The organism is Mycobacterium cajalii (assembly GCF_045809005.2).
Lineage (GTDB): Bacteria > Actinomycetota > Actinomycetes > Mycobacteriales > Mycobacteriaceae > Mycobacterium.
The window spans coordinates 5,840,190-5,859,397 of record NZ_CM141436.1; the positions used below are offsets into that span (position 1 = coordinate 5,840,190).

Consider the following 19,208-nt stretch of genomic DNA (forward strand, 5'->3'; position numbering starts at 1 on the left):
ATTGAGAAATGACCCGGCCGCCGACAGGATGGATGCCATGACGAACGACGGGCGCGGCTCCTTGGGCTACTTCGGCTCCGAAGGCCGCCGGACTTGGTGAACGCGCCCCCGCCCGGCCCGCAGTACGGCTCCCCATACGGCTCGGGCCCCCAGTACGGCTCCCCATACGGCTATGGCCCGCCGCAATACGGCTCCCCATACGGCTCCCCATACAGCTATGGCCCGCCGCAATACGGCTCCCCGTACCGGCCGCCGGCAGCCGTCAAACCCGGGATCATCCCGCTGCGGCCGTTGACCCTGAGCGAGATCTTCAACGGGGCGGTCGGCTACATCCGCGCCAACCCGAGGGCCACGCTCGGGCTGAGCGCGACGGTGGTGGTGGCGATGCAGATCATCACGCTCGTGGCCACGCTCGGGCCCCTGACGGCCTTCGGCAGCGTCTCGACCCAGCCGCCGGGCGAGTTGACCTCCGGGGTCGCCGTCGCCTTCCTGGCGTCGATCGCCGCCGGCCTGCTGATCACGTGGCTGGGCGGCATGCTGCTGTCCGGGATGCTCACCGTCATCGTCGGGCGCGCGGTTTTCGGATCGACGATCACCATCGGCGAGACCTGGGCCAGGATTCGCGGGCGGCTGGTTCCCCTGCTCGGCCTGGCGCTGCTGGAGGCCGCCGCGGTCGCCACCCTCGGGGGCCTGGTGGCGGTCGCCGCGGCCCTGCTGGCGGCGCTCGGCACCGGGGCGGCGGCGATCCTGTTCGGTTTCCCGCTGCTGCTCGGCGTGCTGGCGTTGCTGGTGTACCTGTACACGGTGGTGCTGTTCGCGCCGGTGCTGATCGTGCTGGAGCGGCTGCCCGTCGTCGACGCGATCACCCGATCCTTCGCGCTGGTCCGCAACGGCTTCTGGCGGGTGCTGGGCATCCGGACGCTGACGTTCGTGGTGGCAACCGTCGTCGCGAACGCGATCGCCGCGCCGTTCAGCATCGCGGGCCAGCTGCTGCTGGGCGGGACCGCGTCCACCGCCGTCCTGGTCCTCGGCACCGCGATCGCCTCCGTCGGGTCGGCGATCGGGCAGATCATCACCGCACCGTTCAACGCCGGAGTCGTCGTGCTGCTCTACACCGACCGCCGCATGCGGGCCGAGGCGTTCGACCTGGTGCTGCAGACCGGGGCCGCCGGCGGTCCCTATGCGGTCGCGTGCACCGACAACCTCTGGCTGACCCGGCCCGCGTAAGGGCCGAGCGAGGACCACCACACCGTGCCTTCCATCGACATCGACCGCGATGCCGCCCACCGGGCCGCGCAGGCCGAGCTGGACAAGCCGGTCTATTCCCGGGGTTCGGCGTGGCAGCAACTGTCCGACTGGATCAACGAGCAGCTGTACCGGCTGCTGGAGAAGACCGCGTCGCTGCCGGGTGGATGGTTCACCGCCGCGGTGCTGTTCGTCCTGCTGGCGGTCGCGACGGTGGTCGCCGTCCGGGTCGCGCGGCGCACGCTGCGCACCCGTCGCGGTGGGGTCGCGCTGTTCGCGGCCACGCAGCTCACCGCGGCGCAACACCGCGCCACCGCCGAAACCTATGCCGCCGAAGGCGATTGGGCCGCGGCGATCCGGCACCGGCTGCGCGCGGTCGCCCGCCAGCTCGAGGAGACCGGGGTGCTCGATCCGGCCCCCGGGCGGACCGCCACCGAGCTGGCCCGAGACGCGGGCGCCGCACTTCCCCACCTGGCCGGCGAATTGTTCCAGGCGGCAACGGCTTTCAACGACGTCACCTACGGCGAGCGGCCCGGGACCCAGCCGGAGTACCGGATGATCGCCGACCTCGACGAGCACCTGAGGTCGCGCTCGCCCGCCGCGCCGGCGCCGGCGCCCGCCGGCACCGTCGAGTCATGGGCGCGGGTCCGGTGACGGCGGCCTCCGGCGCCGCGGCGCAGCGCCGGCGCACCTGGGGCTGGGTGGCGCTGTCGCTGCTCGTCGTCGCGGTCGTCGCCGGCGTCGGCGCCTACCTGACCGCGCCGCGGTCCGGGGCGCGGATGGATCCGGCGTCGACCGCGCCCGACGGTGCCCACGCCCTGGTGACACTGCTGCGCGACAACGGCGTCGAGGTCGTCGTGGCGTCCGGCATCGCCGACGTCGAGCGCGCGGCCCGCCCCGCCACGCTGATCCTGGTGGCGCAGAGCCAGTACCTGACCGACCCACTGCTGGACGAACTGGCCCGCGCCCCGGGCGATCTGCTGCTGGTCGAACCGACGGCGCGGACCCGCGAGGCGCTGCTGCCCGGGGTGCGCAAGGCGCCCGCGCCGAAAAGCTTCGACAGCAGCCCGGACTGCACCCTGCGGGAGGCCGAGCGGGCCGGGGCGGTGCGCTTCGGGCCCAGCGACAGCTACCGGGCCGCCGACGGCAGGACCGTGACGAGTTGTTACGGCGGGGTGCTGATCCGGTTCCGGGCCCACGGCCGGGCCGTCACCGTGGTGGGCAGCGCCGAGTTCATGACCAACGGGGGCCTGCTGCGGGCGGGCAACGCCGCGCTGGCGATGAACCTCGCCGGCGACCGGCCCCGCCTCATCTGGTACGCGCCCCAGCACACCGAGGGCGAGAACTCCTCCACCACATCGCTGTTCGGCATGATTCCGCCCAACGCGACGTGGCTGGTCTGGCAGCTGCTGCTGGTGGTGACGCTGGTCGCGTTCTGGAAGGGGCGCCGGCCGGGCCCGCTGGTGGCCGAGGAGTTGCCCGTGGTGGTGCGCGCGTCGGAGACCGTCGAGGGCCGTGCCCGGCTGTACCGGTCGCACCGGGCCCGCGACCGCGCCGCCGCGGCGCTGCGCGCCGCCACGCTGCAGCGGTTGCTGCCCCGGCTCGGCCTGGGCGCGGGCGCCTCGCCCCCGGCGGTGGTGGCGGCGCTCGCGCAACGCAGCGGCGCCGACGCCGGGCTCGTCGCCCACCGGCTCTACGGCCCACCCCCGTTGACCGACGACGACCTGCTACAACTTGCCCGTGCGCTCGACGACATCGAAAGGCAGGCCACCGGATCGTGACACAATCGACTCCCACCGCTGACTCGGCCCGAGAGGCGCTGCTGGCATTGCGCGCGGAACTGGCCAAAGCCGTCGTGGGACAGGAGGGGGTCGTCAGCGGGCTGGTGATCGCGCTGCTGTGCCGCGGCCACGTCCTGCTGGAAGGCGTTCCGGGAGTGGCCAAGACGCTGCTGGTGCGCGCGCTGGCCGCGGCGCTGCGACTCGATTTCAAGCGGATCCAGTTCACCCCCGACCTGATGCCCGGAGATGTCACCGGTTCGCTGGTGTACGACGCGCGCACCGCCGCGTTCGTGTTCCGGCCGGGCCCGGTGTTCACCAACCTGCTGCTGGCCGACGAGATCAACCGCACCCCGCCCAAGACCCAGGCCGCGCTGCTGGAGGCGATGGAGGAACGTCAGGTCAGCGTGGACGGCGAGCCCAAACCGCTGCCCGACCCGTTCATCGTGGCCGCCACCCAGAACCCCGTGGAATACGAGGGCACCTACCAACTGCCCGAGGCGCAGCTGGACCGCTTCCTGCTCAAGCTGAACGTCACACTGCCGCCGCGCGACGCCGAGATCGTCATCCTGCACCGGCACGCGCACGGCTTCGATCCCCGCGACCTGTCCGCGATCACGCCGGTGGCCGGTCCCGACGAACTGGCCGCCGGACGCCGGGCGGTGCAACGGGTGCGGGTCGCCGACGAGGTGCTGGGCTACATCGTCGACATCGTGGGGGCCACCCGCACCTCGCCCGCCCTGCAGCTGGGCGTGTCGCCGCGGGGGGCGACCGCCCTGCTGGCCACCGCGCGGTCCTGGGCGTGGCTGTCCGGCCGCGACTACGTCACCCCCGACGACGTCAAGGCCATGGCCTCCTCGACGCTGCGGCACCGCCTGATGCTGCGGCCCGAAGCCGAGCTGGAAGGGGCCGGCGCCGACGGCGTCCTCGGCGGGATCCTGGCCTCGGTCCCGGTACCCCGCTAGTGGTCCTGACCGGACGCACCGGCCTGGTCGCACTGCTGTGCGCCCTGCCGATCGCGGTGTCCCCTTGGCCGGCAAGGGCTTTCGTGGTCCTGCTGGCGGCGCTGGCCACCGCGGTTGCCGTCGACGTCGCGCTGGCGGCCGGCACCCGCGGGCTGGGGTACACCCGCTCGCCGGACGGTTCGGTGCGGCTCGGCCAGGAGGTGGACGCGGTGCTGACGGTCCGCAACGACGGCCGCCGGCGGTTCCGCGGGCAGGTCCGCGACGCGTGGCCGCCCAGCGCCCGCGCGCAGCCGCGCATCCACGCCGTCACCCTCGGGGCCGGCCAGCAGCTGCGGATCCGGACCCGCCTGCGGCCGGTGCGGCGCGGCGACCAGCGCGCGGCGGCGGTCACGACCCGCTCGATCGGGCCGCTGGGGCTGGCCGGACGGCAGGCCTCGCGGCCGGTGCCCGGCCTGGTCCGGGTGCTCCCGCCGTTTCTGTCCCGCAAGCATCTGCCGTCGCGGCTGGCGAAGCTGCGCGAGATGGACGGGCTGCTGCCCACGCTGATCCGCGGGCAGGGCACCGAATTCGACTCGCTGCGCGAATACGTCGTCGGCGACGACGTGCGCTCCATCGACTGGCGCGCCACCGCGCGCCGCGCCGACGTGGTGGTGCGCACCTGGCGGCCCGAACGCGACCGCCGGGTGGTGCTCGTGCTCGACACAGGGCGCACGGCGGCCGGGCGCGTCGGCGTCGACCCGGCTTCGGCCGATCCCGGAACCGGACCGGCGGGCTGGCCCCGGCTGGACTGGGCGATGGACGCCGCCCTGCTGCTCGCGGCGCTCGCGGCGCGGGCCGGCGACCACGTGGACTTCCTCGCCCACGACCGGGTGAGCCGGGCCGCGGTGTTCGGCGCCTCGCGCACCGAACTGCTCGCCCAGCTGGTCGAGGCGATGGCCCCGCTGCAACCGACACTGGTCGAAACCGATTGGCGCGCAATGGCTTCGGCCCTGGTCCGGCGCGCCCGGCACCAGTCGTTGGTGGTGCTGCTGACCGACCTCAACGCGACCGCCCTCGAGGAGGGGCTGCTGCCGGTGCTGGACACGCTGTCGGCCCGGCACCGCCTGCTCCTCGCGGCGGTCGCCGACCCCCGCGTCGACGAGATGGCCGGCGGGCGCGCCGACGCGGCGGCGGTGTACGACGCCGCGGCCGCCGAGCGCTCCCGCAACGAGCGGCGCGCGATCGCCGCCCGGCTGCGCGGCCGCGGGATGGAGGTCGTCGACGCCGCGCCCGCCGAGCTCGCGCCCGCCCTCGCCGACCGCTACCTGGCGATGAAGGCCACCGGCCGGCTGTAGTCTCACCGCGAGAGTGCGAGTACCGACGGCCTTACCCGAAGAATGTGTTGCCAGTTGCACTCTCGCGGGACTCAGCCCGTCGGGACCACGTCCGGGGCGTCCTCGATGTCGCCGGACTCCCCGGCCTTCGCCGCCCGGCGACCGAAGTAGACCACGTACGACAGGAACGCGGCCTCGGCCAGCACGCCGATGCCGACCCGCACGGCCGTCGGCAACGGCGCCGGCGTCACCAGCGCCTCGATCAGCCCGGACACCAGCAGCACCGCCACCAGACCCACGGCGACCGACACGACGGCGCGGCCCTGCTCGGCCAACACCTGTGCGCGCGGGCGGTCCCCCGGCGAGATCACCGACCAGCCCAGCCGCATGCCCGTCGCGCCCGCCAAAAACACCGCGGTCAGCTCCAGCAGCCCGTGCGGGGCCAGCAGGCCGAGCAGGACACCGCCCTTGCCCGCGTTGAACATCAGTCCGGCGATCAGGCCGACGTTGGCGGCGTTCTTGAACAGCACGATCGGGATCGGCAACCCCAGCAGCACCGACAACGCGATGCACTGCGCGGAAACCCAGGAGTTGTTCACCCACACCTGCAGCGCGAACGCCGCCGCGGGGTGCGCGCTGTAGTACGAGGCGACGTCGTGGTTGACCAATTCGTCGATCTCACTTGGCGTTCCGACCGCCGACTGCACCTCCGGGTTCGCCGACACCCACAACGCGATGACCGCCACCACGGCCAGGAACACCACCGCCGTGCCCAGCCACCACCGCCAGGTGCGATAGGCGACCACCGGGAAGGACACCGTCCAGAACCGGACGAACGTCCTGCTCAGCGGTGCGTGCGCGCCGGTCACCACCGAGCGCGCGCGGGCCACCAGGCTCGACAGCCTGCCGGTCAGCAGCGAGTCCGAGGACACCGAGCGCAGGATCGACAAGTGGGTGGACACCCGCTGATAGAGCTCGACGAGCTCGTCGACCTCCGCGCCGGTCAGCGACCGGCGCCCCTTGACCAGCCGGTCCAGCCGGTCCCAGGTAGCGCGATGGGTCAGCACGAATGCGTCGACGTCCACCCTGGGCAGGGTACCGTTCGGTGTTATGTCGGAGGTGGTGACCGGGGACGCCGTGGTGCTCGACGTGCAGATCGCCCAGTTGCCCGTGCGGGCCGTGGGCGCGCTGATCGACATCGCGGTGATATTCGTCTGCTACGTGCTGGGGCTGCTGCTGTGGGCCGCCACCCTGACCCAGTTCGACAGCGCGCTGACCGCCGCCATCCTGATCGTCTTCACGGTGCTGGTGATCGTCGGGTACCCGCTGATCTTCGAAACCACCACGCGGGGAAGGTCGGTCGGCAAGATCGTGATGGGCCTGCGGGTGGTGTCCGATGACGGCGGCCCGGAACGGTTCCGGCAGGCCCTGTTTCGCGCGCTGGCATCGGTCGTGGAGATCTGGATGCTGGCCGGCAGCCCCGCCGTCATCTGCAGCATCCTCTCGCCGCGGGCCAAACGAATCGGTGACGTCTTCGCCGGCACCGTGGTCGTCAGCGAACGCGGGCCCCGGATGGCGCCGCCGCCCGCGATGCCACCGGCGCTGGCGTGGTGGGCGTCGTCGCTACAGCTGTCGGGCCTGGACGCCGGCCAGGCCGACGTCGCACGCCAATTCCTCTCCCGGGCACCGCAACTCGATCCCGGCCTGCGCCAGCAGATGGCGTACCGGATCGCCGTCGACGTCGTGTCACGCATCGCCCCGCCACCCCCGCCCGGCGCACCGCCGGAACTCGTGCTCGCCGCGGTCCTGGCCGAACGGCACCGTCGCGAACTGGCGCGCCTGCGACCGCCGGGTCCACCGCTGTGGGGTTACGGCCCGCCGGCCGCCCCGTGGCCGCCGTTGGGGCCGCCGCCCGGCGGGTTCGCCCCGCCGCGCTGATCGCCCGGCACTCCCCCTGCCGGCCCGTCCCCTGCGGGACGGGCCAACGTGGTCCCCGCGCGCCCTCGACGTTGCATCGCGTTAGTTCGCGATATATCGTTATATATCGAAGCGGACGACCGTCGCTTCACCCACCAGACGTAAGGACAACACAATGAACCACCCATTCACACCGGGCAACGGCCCGTTCGGCGACCGGCCCGGCCCGGGCCTCGGCTTCGGGCCGGGGCCCGCACTGGGGGCACCGCCCCTCCGGCGCGCCCTGCGCGGCGCCAGGCGGCACGCCCGGCACGAGTTCTTCGAGCACCTGCGCGACCACGCCGGCGACCATGGCGGGCCGATGGGCTTCGGCCCCGGATTCGGGCCGGGCTTCGGCCCGGGCTTCGGGCCCGGGTTCGGCTTCGGGCCGGGCGGGCGCCGCGGCGGCGGAGGCCGTCGCGGCGGGCCCGGCCGCGGACGGCGCGGCGACGTGCGGGCGGCCATCCTGGTGCTGCTGGCCGAGCGGCCGATGCACGGCTACGAGATGATCCAGCAGATCGCCGAGCGCAGCAACGGGATATGGAAGCCCAGCCCCGGGTCGGTGTACCCGACCCTGCAGTTGCTCGACGACGAAGGCCTGATCGCCGCGAGCGAGACCGCGGGCAGCAAGAAGCTTTTCGAGCTGACCGAGGAGGGCCGCGCGGCCGCCGGCAAGATCGAGACCCCGCCGTGGGACGAGATCGCCGAGGGCGCCGACCCGGGCCAGATGAACCTGCGGGCCGCCGTGGGCCAGTTGTTCGGCGCGGTGGCGCAATCCGCGCACACCGCCACCGCCGAACAGCAGCAGCGCATCGTCGAGATCGTCAACACCGCGCGCCGGGAGATCTACGGCATCCTCGGCGAGGACTGACCCCCATCCTTTGACCGCGAGCGTGCGCAGATGTACAGCCGCACCGGCGTGTCGGCGTACCGACGCGCACGCTCGCGGTTAAGGAATATCCACCCAGTCCAGGCTCCGCTGCACCGCCTTGAGCCAGCCCGCGTACGCGGCGGCGCGCCGGTCGTCGTCCCAGGACGGTGTCCAGCGCCTGCCCTCGCGCCAGTTGGCCCGCAGCTCGTCGGGGCCCGTCCAGAAGCCGGCCGACAGGCCGGCCGCGTAGGCGGCGCCCAGCGCGGTGGTCTCGGCGACCACCGGCCGCACCACGTCCACTCCCAGCACGTCGGCCTGGATCTGCATGCACAGATCGTTTGCCGTGATCCCGCCGTCGACCTTGAGCACCTCGAGGGGCACACCGGAGTCGGCCTGCATGGCATCCACCACGTCGCGGCTCTGGTAGCAGATCGCCTCGAGCGTCGCACGGGCCAGGTGTGCGGCGGTGTTGAACCGGGACAGGCCCACGATCGCGCCGCGGGCATCGGAGCGCCAGTACGGGGCGAACAACCCGGAGAACGCCGGCACGAAGTACACCCCGCCGTTGTCGGGGACCTGGCGGGCCAGCAGCTCGCTCTGCGCGGCGGCGCCGATGATACCCAGCTGGTCGCGCAGCCACTGCACGGCCGAACCGGTGACCGCGATCGAACCCTCGAGGGCGTAAACGGGTTCGGCGTCCCCGAACTGGTAACAGACGGTGGTCAGCAGGCCGTGGCCGGAGCGCACGATCGCCTCGCCGGTGTTGAGCAGCAGGAAATTGCCGGTCCCGTAGGTATTCTTCGCCTCGCCCGGCTTCAGGCACACCTGGCCGACCATCGCCGCGTGCTGGTCGCCGAGGACCCCGGTGATCGGCACCTCGCCACCGAGCGGCCCGAACTCCGTCGTGACCCCGTACGGCTGCCGCGGTGACGACGGCGCGATCGCCGGCAGCATCGCCCGCGGCACCGAGAAGAACGACAACAGCTCGTCGTCCCAGTCCAGCGTCTCCAAATCCATCAGCATGGTCCGGCTGGCGTTGGTCACGTCGGTGACGTGCACCCCGCCCCGCGCGCCGCCGGTCAGGTTCCACAACACCCAGCTGTCGGCGGTGCCGAACAGGGCCTCACCCCTCTCGGCGGCCGCGCGCACCCCGTCGACGTTGTCCAGGATCCACTGCAGCTTCCCGCCGGAGAAGTACGTCGCCGGCGGCAGGCCCGCCTTGCGGCGGATCACCTCGCCGCGCCCGTCGCGGTCCAGCGCCGACGCGATGCGGTCGGTGCGCGTATCCTGCCACACGATCGCGTTGTAGTACGGCCGACCGGTGCGCCTGTCCCACACCAGCGTCGTCTCCCGCTGATTCGTGATGCCCAGCGCGGCAATGTCTTTCGGTCCCAGCCGGGCGGCGTTGAGGGCCGTCATCAGCACCGAGGCGGTGCGCTCCCAGATCTCGACCGGGTTGTGTTCCACCCAGCCCGCGCGGGGCAGGATCTGCTCGTGCTCGAGCTGATGGCAGGCCACGTCGGCGCCGTCGTGGTCGAAGATCATGCACCGGGTGCTGGTGGTGCCCTGGTCGATGGCGGCGATGAACTCGGGCAACGGCTCTCCTCCGGCGTGAACTGCGACACTTCCTGGCGTCTCCATGATGGTCCACCCGCTGCTCGGCAGCGCAGCGAACATGCCGGTTGACCCCGCGCCCTTGCGCCCGCGCCGGTAAACCTGTTCCATCGGCGATGTGGGCGAAGAGGTCAAGCGCACCACGTATAACCGCGCACACAGGCGGGAATACCGGCGCAAGGTGCGGCTGTGTCTGGACGTTCTCGAGACGATGCTCGCGCAATCGCACTTCGACTCGGACCGGCCGCTGACCGGCATGGAGATCGAGTGCAACCTCGTCGACGCCGACTACCAGCCGGCCATGGCGAACCGCTACGTGCTCGACGCCATCGCCGACCCCGCCTACCAGTCCGAATTGGGCGCCTACAACGGCTCTCCTGACGCATCCGTGGGTCCGATCTGGTGATGGTTGGACGTTTGTCTGGTCCTTTCCGCGATAGTTGCTTTTGGCGCTGCCTCGCGTAGGGAGGGGTCCATGTGGAGCCCCCGAGCGCAGCGAGGCGGAACGACATGGACGCCGACGAGCGGGTGGCGCAGAATCGGCAACGCTCGGGGAAGGGGGCACCCTCCGAGAGGTGCCCTGGTGGGGGGTGTCAGCCGCGGCCGGGTAGGGCGGGTCGCTGCCCGCCGAGGGCGAGCATGGCCAGGGCGATCAGTGCGGCGGGGTTGTGGAAGCCGAATGCGATGCGGGTCAGGACCCGGATCTTGGTGTTGGTGGATTCGATCAGTCCTTGGGATAGGCCGTGGTCGAGGGCAGCGTCGATGGCTTGACGGTGGCGCACGATGCGGCGGGCCAGCTCGACGAACACCGGGATGCGGCAGCGCCGCGCCCAGGAGGTCCATTTATCGAGGGCGTCTTTGCCTTGTTGGCCTTTGACCGAGAACACATGCCGCAGGCCCTCTTTCAAAAGGTAGGCGCGGTAAAGCCGGGTGTCGGTTTTGGCGATCCAGGCCAACTTGGCGCTCTGGCGTTCGGTGAGGTCTTCGGGGTTTTTCCACAGCGCGTAGCGGGCGGCTTTGAGTCGGCGGGCCTGCTCGTGTCCGGGTCTGGGTGCGGCGTCGTTGGCGGGGCGGCCGCGGCGGCGTTTGGGCTCGCTACGGGCCAGCGTCCGCGCATCGTTCCAGGCCCGGCGCCGCTCGGCATCAAGGGCCTCGGTGGCCCAGGACACGACATGAAACGCATCGGCGCACAGGATCGCGTCCGGGCAGCGTTCGGCGACCACGGCAGCGATCCAGTCCGCGGCATCGGCGGAGACGTGGGTGATCAACGCGGCCCGCTCAGCACCCAAAGCGTCGAAGAAGCGTCGCAGGGTCGCCTTGTCGCGTCCCGGCGCGGCCCAGACCAGATGCCCGCTGTCGTGGTCAACGACCACCGTCAAGTACTTGTGGTGGCGTTTGTAGGAGATCTCGTCGATGCCGATCCGGCGTAGGTTGGCAAACCGATCAACAGTCTTTTCGGTGTCGGCCCACACCCGCGCCACGATCGCCCCGACGGTGCGCCACGCGATGCGCATCAACTCGCAGACCGCCGTTTTCGAGCAAGCCACCGCCAGCCAGGCCACCGTGTCATCGAAGGCCAGCGTGTGTCCGGCGTGATGACGCGACCACGGCACCGCAACCACGGTCGGCCCGTGGGTGGGGCAGTTCACCCGCGGCGCCTCGGCCTCCAACAGCACTTGCACCGTCCCCAAATCCAGGCCCCGCCACCGGCGGAGACCCTCCCCGCGGTCATACCAAGGCGCCTTGCTCCCACAGCGCCCACAACGCTGTGAAACACCGCTGCGTGGGCGCACCCGCGCCACCACCACCTCGGCGCCCTCGTCCTCCTCGCAGAATTCGATGTCCTCGACCACCGTGCGCCTATCGACACCCAGCAGCGCACGCCATAACCTCGCATTGCGCACGTCGTTGCCCGCTTCCTTTGGTTCCTGACCTTTGACAGCCAGAAACCCTAAGCCACAACGACGTGCGCCTACTCAGCGCACAAAACCACCCACGGAAGCGTCAGGGGAGCCCCTACAACATCGAATTCAACGTGCCGCCCCGCGCGCTGGCCGGGCACACCGCCTCCGACCTGGAGGCCGAGGTGCGGGCCAGCCTCAACGAGGCCGAGAACAAGGCGAACTCGGGCGGCGCCCACATCGTGATGATCGGCATCCTGCCCACCCTGATGCCCGAGCACCTGCGGGGCAACTGGATGAGCGAGTCGCGGCGCTATGCGGCGCTCAACGACTCGATCTTCGACGCCCGCGGTGAGGACATCCCGATCAACATCTCCGGGCCGGAGCCGCTGACCTGGAGCGCCGCCTCCATCGCCCCCGAATCCGCTTGCACCAGCATGCAATTGCACCTGCAACTGGCGCCGGAGGAGTTCGCGGCCAACTGGAACGCGGCCCAGATGCTGGCCGGGCCGCAGCTGGCGCTGGCCGCCAACTCGCCCTACTTCTTCGGCCACCGGCTGTGGGCGGAGACCCGCATCGAGGTTTTCGCGCAGTCCACCGACACCCGCCCCGAGGAGCTCAAGACCCAGGGCGTGCGACCGCGGGTGTGGTTCGGCGAACGCTGGATCACCTCGGTGCTGGACCTCTACAGGGAGAACATCCGCTACTTCCCCTCGTTGCTGCCCGAGGTGTCCGAGGAGGATCCCGCCGCCGAGTTGGCGGCCGGGCGCGTCCCGCATCTCTCCGAGTTGCGCCTGCACAACGGGACCGTGTACCGCTGGAACCGGCCGGTGTACGACGTCTCGGAAAGCGACGGGGTCGGTCGCCCGCACCTACGGCTGGAGAACCGGGTGCTGCCGGCCGGCCCGACGGTCATCGACATGCTGGCCAACTCGGCGTTCTACTACGGGCTGCTGCGCAGCCTGTCGGAGGCGCAGCAGCCGCTGTGGAACGCGATGAGTTTCGGCGCGGCACAGGCGAACTTCCTCGAGGCGGCGCGGCGCGGCATGGCCGCGCGGCTGCACTGGCCCGGCGTGGGCGAGGTGACGCCGTCGCGGCTGGTGCTGGACACGCTGTTGCCCCTGGCCCACGAGGGGCTGCGCCGCTGGGGGGTCGACGCCGGGGTGCGCGACCGCTTACTCGGCGTCATCGAGGGCCGCGCCGCGACCGGCCGCAACGGGGCGACCTGGCAGGTGTCGACCGTGCGGGCCCTGCAGGACGGCGGGATGACCAGGCCCGCCGCCCTGGCCGAGATGCTGCGGCGCTACTGCGCACACATGCACGCCAACGAGCCGGTGCACACCTGGGAACGCTAGTACGTTGGAAGCCATGACTTCCGATGACGTGATGGACTGGGACAGCGCCTACCGCGGGGAGGGGGAGTTCGAGGGTCCGCCGCCGTGGAACATCGGTGCGCCCCAACCCGAACTCGCCGCGCTGCTGGCGGCCGGCAGGTTCCGCAGCGACGTGCTCGACGCCGGGTGCGGGTTCGCGGAGTTGTCGCTGGCGCTGGCCACCGAAGGCTACACCGTGGTCGGGATCGACCTGACCCCCACCGCGGTCGCGGCGGCCACCCGGGCCGCCGCCGAACGGGGCCTGAGCACCGCCAGTTTCGTGCGGGCCGACATCACCGACTTCGCCGCCTACCCGCCGGGCTCGGCCGGCCGGTTCAACACGGTCGTGGACTCCACGCTGTTCCATTCGCTGCCGGTCGAGGGCCGCGACGGCTACCTGAGCGCGGTGCACCGCGCCGCCGCGCCGGGGGCCGGCTACTTCGTGCTGGTCTTCGCCAAGGGCGCCTTCCCCGCCGAGATGGAGACCAAGCCCAACGAGGTCGACGAGGACGAGTTGCGCGCCGCGGTGAGCAGATACTGGGAGATCGACGAGATCCGGCCCGCCTACATCCACGCGAACATCCCGCCGGCCGCCGACGCACCGTTCGAGATGCCCGCACACGAGCGCGACGAGCAGGGCCGGATGAAGCTGCCCGCCTACCTGCTCACCGCGCACAAGGCGGGCTGACCTACCCGGTGGCGGCCGTCGCCGCGATCAGCGCCTCGGCGAAGGTTTCCAGGTCCCCGGCCGTGGTGTCCACGTGCGGCGAGATACGCAGCCGCGGCGCCGAGAGCTCCAGCGGCGCCCGCTGCACCCCGACGTAGGTGGTCAGGATCCGCCGCTGGGACAGCAGCCAATCCCGCACCGCCTGCGGGTCGGCGCCGTCGGTCGGGGCCAGGGTGGTGATCGCGCCCGGCTCCTCGGCCTCCTCGACGACGGCCCAGCCGGGCACGTCGGCGAGCGCGGTGCGCCCGGCCGCGCCCAGCTCGGCCAGCCGCGCCCGCACGGCGTCGGGCCCGTACGCCAAATACTCGCCGAGCGCGCACGAAAACCCCACCCGCGCAGCGACATTGGCCTCGCCGAACTCCAGCTGCCGGGCCACGCTCAGCGGGGAGGTCCACTCCGGCGGCTCCAGCCTCGGGCGCAGCCGCTCCATCAGGTCGCGGCGCACCGCCAGGAAACCCACCCCGCGCGGCCCGGCAATCCACTTGCGCGACGTCGCATACGTCACGTCGGCGCCCACCGCGCAGTCGATCTGGCCCAGCGCCTGGGCGGCATCCACCACCAGCGGCAGGTCCAGCTCCGCGCACAGCCGCGCGACCATCGAAACCGGTTGCACCACACCGCTGTGGCTGCCCACCGCGGTCAGGTGGACCAGGTCGGGCCGGTCGGCGTCCAGGACGAAGGCCGCGTCGTCGAGCGCCAGCCGTCCGTCCCTGGTCGGCAGCAGCCGGCGCTCGAACCCGTGGGCGGCCAGCATGGCCACGTTCGGGCCGTATTCGCCGGGCAGGCACGCCACCACGCGCCGGTCGGCGGGCCAGGCGCCCAGCAGCAGGTCCAGCGCGTGCAGCGCGCCGGTGGTGTAGACGACCTCCGCGTCGGGCCTGCCGCTCAGCGCGGCGGCGGCGGCCCGTCCGGCCTCGAGCACCGGCGCGGCGGCCTCCGCGGCCACATAGCCGCCGACCTCGGCCTCGTGGCGGGCGTGCCGGGCGGCGGCGTCGATCACCGCGAGGCTCTGGCGCGAACAGGCCGCGCTGTCCAGGTGCAGCCCGGCCACCGGTGGGCGGGCCGACCGCCACCGGTCGGCCAGCGAGTCGCCGTGGGTCACATCACGGCCAGCGACAGCCCGAAGTCTCCCGCGGCGTCCGTCCACCACCCGGATCGGCGCAGCCCGGCGCGGACCAGTTCGGCGCTGACGCCGTCGGGCCGGAACTTGCACGACACCTCGGTCAGCATCTCCTCGCCGGCGGCGAAGTCGACGGTCAGCTCCAGGGCGCCGACGCGCACCCGCTGGGCGCGATCGGCCCGCAACCACATCTCGATGCGCTCCTCGGACGCGTTCCAGCGGGCGACGTGCGCGAAGGCGTCGACGTCGAAGTCGGCGTCGAGTTCGCGGTTGATCACCGCCAGCACGTTGCGGTTGAACCGCGCCGTCACCCCGGCGGAGTCGTCGTAGGCGCGCACCAGCCGGCCCGTGTCCTTGACCAGGTCGGTACCCAGCAGCAGGCTGTCGCCCGGCCGCATCACCGCGGCCAGGTTGGCCAGGAACTCCCGGCGCGGTCCGGGGGTGAGGTTGCCGATCGTCGACCCCAGGAACACGAACAGGCGCCGGCCGCCGTCGGGGATCTCGGTGAGGTGCTCCTCGAAATCGCCGCACACGGCCCGGATCTCGACGCCCGGGTATTCGCGCTGGATGGCCTCCGCGGCCGTCGAGAGCATGCTGGCGTCGACGTCGAACGGCACGAATTTGCGCAGCGAACCGCGGCCGTGCAGGGCGCTGAGCAGCGTCCGGGTCTTCTCCGAGGTCCCGCTGCCCAGTTCGACCAGGGTGTCCGCCCCGCTGGCCGACGCGATCTCGCCCGCCCGGTCCCGCAGGATCTCCGCCTCCGCGCGCGTGGGGTAGTACTCGGGCAGGCGGGTGATCTGGTCGAACAGCTCGCTGCCCAGCGGATCGTAGAACCACTTGGGCGGCAACGTCTTCGGCGTGCTCTGCAGGCCTTCCGACACGTCGCGGCGCAACGCGCGGTACGCCGAGTCGGCGGCCAGGTGGTTGGACAGCGACAGCGTCATCACGATCCTTTCGGGTTGTCCAGCGCGGTGAATGTCACCCGCTCGGCGGTGACTTCGACGAGGTGGTGGTCCGGCACGTCCTCCCATCCCCCGTCGTCGTCGTAGGGTTCGCTGGCCAGCACCACACCATCGTCGCGGCGCAGGATGGACAACGTCTCGTTCCACGTCGTCGCCAGCAGGCGCGACCCGTCGGCGGCCAGCACGTTGAGCCGGGCGGCGGGGTCGGCGGCGCCGATCCCGGCGACGGTCTCACCCAGGGCGTCGAGCCCGCGCGCGAAGATGGTGGCCGCCAAAAGGGCGCTGTCGCAAGCCGATTCGGCGGGTGCCGGTGGCAGCACGGCGCGGTCGACGACGCCGTTGTGCGACAACAGCCACCGCCCGTCGGTGAACGGCGCGGTCGCGCTGGCCTCGATGGGCATGCCGACGGTCGCCGAGCGGACCGCGGCGACCACGCAGTGGCTGCGCAGCGCCGGCGCGACCGACTCGAACGACACGTCACCCCACAGCGGCGCCGCGCTGCGCCAGCGCCGGGGCGCCGCCGGATCCGACGCGCCGTCGAAGAAGCCGACGCCCCAACCGTCGGCGTTCATCAGGCCGTTCTTCTGCCGGCGCGGGGCGTAGGACTGCACCCGCAGGCCATAGCGCGGCTCGAGCACCAGCGAGGAGACCGTGACGTCGGCGCCCAGCCAGCCGAGGTGGCGGCACATCAGGCGCCGCCCCCCGCGCCCTCGGCGTCCCAGGCCAGCCGGACGCCGGAGAAGATCTGGCGGCGGTAGGGGTGGTCCCAGTTGCGGAAGCTGGGCCGCACGATGCCCGGCTCCACCGCCCACGATCCCCCGCGCAGCACCCGGTAGTCGCCGTCGAAGAACGGACGGGAGTACCGCTCGTAGACCATCGGGACGAAGCCCGGCCATCCCCGCAGCGGCGAGGACGTCCACTCCCAGACATCGCCGAGCAGCTGCTCGACCCCGTACGCCGAGGCGCCGCCCGGGTAGGCGCCGACGGGTGCGGGGCGCAGCGCCGACCCGCCCAGGTTGGCCAGGGCGGCGGAGGGCGCCTGTTCGCCCCACGGGTAGCGCCGGCGCGTCCCGGTCGCCGGGTCCCACGCGCAGGCCTTCTCCCACTCCGCCTCGGTGGGCAGCCGCGCCCCGGCCCACGCCGCGTAGGCCTCGGCCTCGAAGTAGGTGACGTGCTGGACGGGCTCGTCGGCCGGGATGTCCTCCACGTGGCCGAACCGGGTGCGGGTCGCCCCGTCGGCGCTCCAGAACTGCGGGGCGGTCAGCCCCGCGCTGCGGCGATACTGCCAGCCGCGCTCCGACCACCACCGCGGCTGCCGGTAGCCGCCGTCGTCGAGGAACTGCCGCCATTCGCCGTTGGTGACGGGCACGGTGCCGATGCGGAACGCCGGCAGGTCGACCACGTGGGCGGGCCGCTCGTTGTCCAGGGAGAACGGTTCCGCCGCGGCGTCGACCCCCAGCACGAACGGGCCGGCGGGCACCAGCACCGAGGTGCCGGCCAGCCCCGGCCGGCCCGCCGGCAGCACCGCGGTGTCGGGCAGCAGCGGGGCGCCGGTGCGCAGGTTCAGCGCCTGCAGCATCGTCTCGCCGTGCTGGTTCTCGTGGCTGACCACCATGCCGTAGACGAAGCCGTCCTCGTCCTCACCCAGCACGTCGAGGGCGTCCAGCGCCGCCGAGCGCACCGTCCGGCAGTAGGAGCGCGCCTGCGCCGGGGACAGCAGCGGCAGTTCGACGCGGCTGGCGCGGGAATGCACGAAGGCGTCGTAGAGACCCTCGACGGCCGGCGGCAGCATCCCGGGCCGGGCGGCGTCGCCGCCCCGCAGCAGCCACAGCTCCTCCTGCTGCCCGATGTGCGCCAGGTCCCACACCAGCGGGCTCATCAGGGGGTCGTACTGCCGGCACAGCTCGTCGTCGTCGAAGTCGACCAGCCGCAACGTCCGCGCCCGCGCGCGCGCCAGGTCGTCGGCGATCCGCTCCCGAGAACTCACAGGCCCGCTCGCGCCAGCCGGGCCACCGCCGGCGCCGCACCGTGCTCGGTGACCTGGTCGCAGAAGTCGTCGGCGGGGCAGCGGCCCTGCTCCACGGCCCGGGCCAGCCGCTGCATCCCCTCGCTCAGCTCTGCCGGGGCCCGCTCCGCAGCCAGCGCCACGCACCGATTGGCCGCGGTGTAGAGCCGGCGATCCCGCAGCCCGACGCGCGCCGCGGTGTCCCACGCGGTGGCCACCGGTTCGACGGCTTCGGCGGCGACGGCGGCGGCGGCGGGGTCGTCGAGCAGGGCCACCAGGGTGTACACCACGGCAGGCCAGAACGCCTGCGGCAGGCTGTCCAGGTAGCGGATCTCCAGCCATTGGCGCGGACGGACCGGCGGGAACAGGGTGGTCAGGTGGTATTCCAGGTCGGCGGTCGTCGGGCGGCGGTCGCCCAGCAGCACCCGGCCGTCCACCCAGTCGGTGAAGGGCACGTAGTGGGTGACGGCGACGGCCTCGGGGTCGTTCACCAGCATCACCGGCGCGTTCAGCGCGTAGTGCGCCCATTCGGTGCCGGGGTCGTCGCAGCTGGCACCCAGCACCGGCCCGCAGCGCGCCGAGTCCATCTGGCCCCAGACCCGCTGCCGGGTGGACGACCAGCCGGACAGTTCACCGCCCAGCATGGGCGAGTTGCCCGCGATCGCGATCATCGTCGGCCCTAGCGCGTGCGCCAGCCGCACCCGCTGCGCCCACCCGGACTGCGGGCCCGCGTCCAGATTGACCTGGATCGAGGCGGTCGACGTCATCATCGCCGCGCCGACATCCCGGAAGCCGTCGGCGGTGAAGAACTGCTCCATGGCGCGGTAGCGCGCCCCGGGATTGATGCGCTGGGGCGGCCGCAGCGGGTCCGCCCCCAAAAAGACCAGGCCGAGCCCGGCGTCGGCGAAGGCTTTCTGGAGCACCGCCTGGTCGCTGTGCATGGCGTTGATCGCCGGCACGACGCCGTCGGCGGGCGGCCCGGACAGTTCCACGGCCCCGCCGGGTTCGACGGTGACCGCGCTGGCCCCCGGCAGCGCCGGCAAAAAATCCAGCACCTCGAGAATCTCGTCCCAGCCCGGCCTGCGGTGCGGATCGGTCGGGTCGTGGCAGTGCGCCTCCACCTCGAGTCCGACCCGCCCCAGCGATCCGTCGGCCAGGCAGCTGCCGGCGATATAGGAGGCGGCGGCCGAGGCATCGGCCATCTCGGCTTCGACCGGGCAGGTCGTGGCTAGCTGCGAGGCCGCGCCGGTGGTGCCGGCGAACGTCATATCACGATCCCTCCGGGCCCCTGCGGACCGCTCGCTCGGGCAACTATCCCGACGATAACCACGACCATTTCATCTTGCAGACCGTGCCGACATATTCCCGTTTCCGCGCC

At 72.3% G+C, this 19,208-nt stretch carries 16 protein-coding genes and 2 pseudogenes; 10 read left to right on the top strand and 8 right to left on the bottom strand.

Annotated elements, in window-relative coordinates; genetic code table 11:
* Nucleotides 1-96 precede the first annotated feature (96 nt).
* The 5 genes from ACJ512_RS27975 to ACJ512_RS27995 are packed head-to-tail and all read left to right on the top strand — an operon-like array spanning nucleotide 97 to nucleotide 5,322.
* Nucleotides 97-1,227, top strand: a complete 1,131-nt coding sequence (locus tag ACJ512_RS27975; protein WP_407689206.1) for a DUF7847 domain-containing protein — start codon at nucleotides 97-99, stop codon at nucleotides 1,225-1,227.
* A gap of 24 nt (nucleotides 1,228-1,251) precedes the next feature.
* Nucleotides 1,252-1,899, top strand: coding sequence for a DUF4129 domain-containing protein (locus ACJ512_RS27980; RefSeq protein WP_407689205.1), 648 nt, complete (start codon nucleotides 1,252-1,254; stop codon nucleotides 1,897-1,899).
* The gene (locus ACJ512_RS27985; protein WP_407689204.1) at nucleotides 1,881-3,026 is read left to right on the top strand and encodes a DUF4350 domain-containing protein; all 1,146 of its coding nucleotides are present in this window, start codon (nucleotides 1,881-1,883) and stop codon (nucleotides 3,024-3,026) included. The genes ACJ512_RS27980 and ACJ512_RS27985 overlap by 19 nt, the downstream gene beginning before the upstream one ends.
* A complete protein-coding gene (locus tag ACJ512_RS27990) occupies nucleotides 3,020-3,988 on the top strand; it encodes an AAA family ATPase (RefSeq protein WP_407689209.1) in 969 nt (322 codons plus the stop codon). The genes ACJ512_RS27985 and ACJ512_RS27990 overlap by 7 nt, the downstream gene beginning before the upstream one ends.
* Entirely contained in the window at nucleotides 3,988-5,322 is a 1,335-nt protein-coding gene (locus ACJ512_RS27995) for a DUF58 domain-containing protein (RefSeq protein ID WP_407689203.1), read from the top strand. Before ACJ512_RS27990 ends, ACJ512_RS27995 begins: the two co-directional genes overlap by 1 nt.
* Before the next feature lie 71 nt (nucleotides 5,323-5,393).
* On the opposite strand, the gene ACJ512_RS28000 is transcribed toward ACJ512_RS27995, so the two are convergent.
* The gene (locus ACJ512_RS28000; RefSeq protein ID WP_407689202.1) at nucleotides 5,394-6,386 is read right to left on the bottom strand and encodes a stage II sporulation protein M; all 993 of its coding nucleotides are present in this window, start codon (nucleotides 6,384-6,386) and stop codon (nucleotides 5,394-5,396) included.
* Nucleotides 6,387-6,411: 25 nt separating this feature from the next.
* Here ACJ512_RS28000 and ACJ512_RS28005 point away from each other — a divergent pair, with 25 nt between their 5' ends.
* Both ACJ512_RS28005 and ACJ512_RS28010 read left to right on the top strand, forming a co-directional pair.
* The gene (locus ACJ512_RS28005; RefSeq protein ID WP_407689201.1) at nucleotides 6,412-7,239 is read left to right on the top strand and encodes an RDD family protein; all 828 of its coding nucleotides are present in this window, start codon (nucleotides 6,412-6,414) and stop codon (nucleotides 7,237-7,239) included.
* Between the two features lie 154 nt (nucleotides 7,240-7,393).
* Nucleotides 7,394-8,128 carry a PadR family transcriptional regulator gene (locus ACJ512_RS28010; RefSeq protein ID WP_407689200.1) on the top strand — a complete coding sequence of 245 codons (735 nt, stop codon included), beginning with the start codon at nucleotides 7,394-7,396 and terminating at the stop codon, nucleotides 8,126-8,128.
* 78 nt (nucleotides 8,129-8,206) lie between these two features.
* On the opposite strand, the gene glpK is transcribed toward ACJ512_RS28010, so the two are convergent.
* Nucleotides 8,207-9,769 carry a glycerol kinase GlpK gene (gene glpK / locus ACJ512_RS28015; protein ID WP_407689208.1) on the bottom strand — a complete coding sequence of 521 codons (1,563 nt, stop codon included), beginning with the start codon at nucleotides 9,767-9,769 and terminating at the stop codon, nucleotides 8,207-8,209.
* 91 nt (nucleotides 9,770-9,860) lie between these two features.
* On the opposite strand from glpK, the pseudogene ACJ512_RS28020 reads away from it, so the two are divergent.
* Nucleotides 9,861-10,112, top strand: a pseudogene (locus tag ACJ512_RS28020) (glutamate--cysteine ligase); the annotation flags it as partial.
* A gap of 223 nt (nucleotides 10,113-10,335) precedes the next feature.
* On the opposite strand, the gene ACJ512_RS28025 reads toward ACJ512_RS28020, so the two are convergent.
* A complete protein-coding gene (locus ACJ512_RS28025) occupies nucleotides 10,336-11,646 on the bottom strand; it encodes an ISL3 family transposase (RefSeq protein WP_461479911.1) in 1,311 nt (436 codons plus the stop codon).
* A 113-nt stretch (nucleotides 11,647-11,759) separates the two neighbouring features.
* Between ACJ512_RS28025 and ACJ512_RS28030 the strand changes: the two are divergent.
* Nucleotides 11,760-12,998: pseudogene (locus tag ACJ512_RS28030) on the top strand (glutamate-cysteine ligase family protein); the annotation flags it as partial.
* A gap of 13 nt (nucleotides 12,999-13,011) precedes the next feature.
* The gene (locus ACJ512_RS28035) at nucleotides 13,012-13,704 is read left to right on the top strand and encodes a class I SAM-dependent methyltransferase (protein WP_407686027.1); all 693 of its coding nucleotides are present in this window, start codon (nucleotides 13,012-13,014) and stop codon (nucleotides 13,702-13,704) included.
* Nucleotide 13,705: 1 nt separating this feature from the next.
* On the opposite strand, the gene egtE is transcribed toward ACJ512_RS28035, so the two are convergent.
* Genes egtE through egtA form a run of 5 tightly spaced genes read right to left on the bottom strand, consistent with a single transcriptional unit; the run spans nucleotide 13,706 to nucleotide 19,098 of the window.
* On the bottom strand, nucleotides 13,706-14,845 hold the full coding sequence (gene egtE / locus ACJ512_RS28040; RefSeq protein WP_407686026.1) for an ergothioneine biosynthesis PLP-dependent enzyme EgtE: 1,140 nt from the start codon (nucleotides 14,843-14,845) through the stop codon (nucleotides 13,706-13,708).
* The gene (gene egtD, locus ACJ512_RS28045; RefSeq protein ID WP_407686025.1) at nucleotides 14,842-15,807 is read right to left on the bottom strand and encodes an L-histidine N(alpha)-methyltransferase; all 966 of its coding nucleotides are present in this window, start codon (nucleotides 15,805-15,807) and stop codon (nucleotides 14,842-14,844) included. Before egtD ends, egtE begins: the two co-directional genes overlap by 4 nt.
* Nucleotides 15,807-16,514, bottom strand: a complete 708-nt coding sequence (egtC, locus tag ACJ512_RS28050) for an ergothioneine biosynthesis protein EgtC (protein ID WP_407686024.1) — start codon at nucleotides 16,512-16,514, stop codon at nucleotides 15,807-15,809. Before egtC ends, egtD begins: the two co-directional genes overlap by 1 nt.
* The gene (gene egtB, locus ACJ512_RS28055; RefSeq protein ID WP_407686023.1) at nucleotides 16,514-17,812 is read right to left on the bottom strand and encodes an ergothioneine biosynthesis protein EgtB; all 1,299 of its coding nucleotides are present in this window, start codon (nucleotides 17,810-17,812) and stop codon (nucleotides 16,514-16,516) included. The genes egtC and egtB overlap by 1 nt, the downstream gene beginning before the upstream one ends.
* A complete protein-coding gene (gene egtA, locus ACJ512_RS28060) occupies nucleotides 17,809-19,098 on the bottom strand; it encodes an ergothioneine biosynthesis glutamate--cysteine ligase EgtA (RefSeq protein ID WP_407686022.1) in 1,290 nt (429 codons plus the stop codon). Before egtA ends, egtB begins: the two co-directional genes overlap by 4 nt.
* Nucleotides 19,099-19,208 lie beyond the last annotated feature (110 nt).

Coding starts and splice junctions, on each gene's coding strand:
- ACJ512_RS27985 (WP_407689204.1), top strand. CDS start 1,881: ATGGGCGCGGGTCCGGTGACGGCGGCCTCCGGCGCCGCGGCGCAGCGC.
- ACJ512_RS28005 (WP_407689201.1), top strand. CDS start 6,412: ATGTCGGAGGTGGTGACCGGGGACGCCGTGGTGCTCGACGTGCAGATC.
- ACJ512_RS28010 (WP_407689200.1), top strand. CDS start 7,394: ATGAACCACCCATTCACACCGGGCAACGGCCCGTTCGGCGACCGGCCC.
- glpK (WP_407689208.1), bottom strand. CDS start 9,769: ATGGAGACGCCAGGAAGTGTCGCAGTTCACGCCGGAGGAGAGCCGTTG.
- ACJ512_RS28035 (WP_407686027.1), top strand. CDS start 13,012: ATGACTTCCGATGACGTGATGGACTGGGACAGCGCCTACCGCGGGGAG.
- egtD (WP_407686025.1), bottom strand. CDS start 15,807: ATGACGCTGTCGCTGTCCAACCACCTGGCCGCCGACTCGGCGTACCGC.
- egtC (WP_407686024.1), bottom strand. CDS start 16,514: ATGTGCCGCCACCTCGGCTGGCTGGGCGCCGACGTCACGGTCTCCTCG.
- egtA (WP_407686022.1), bottom strand. CDS start 19,098: ATGACGTTCGCCGGCACCACCGGCGCGGCCTCGCAGCTAGCCACGACC.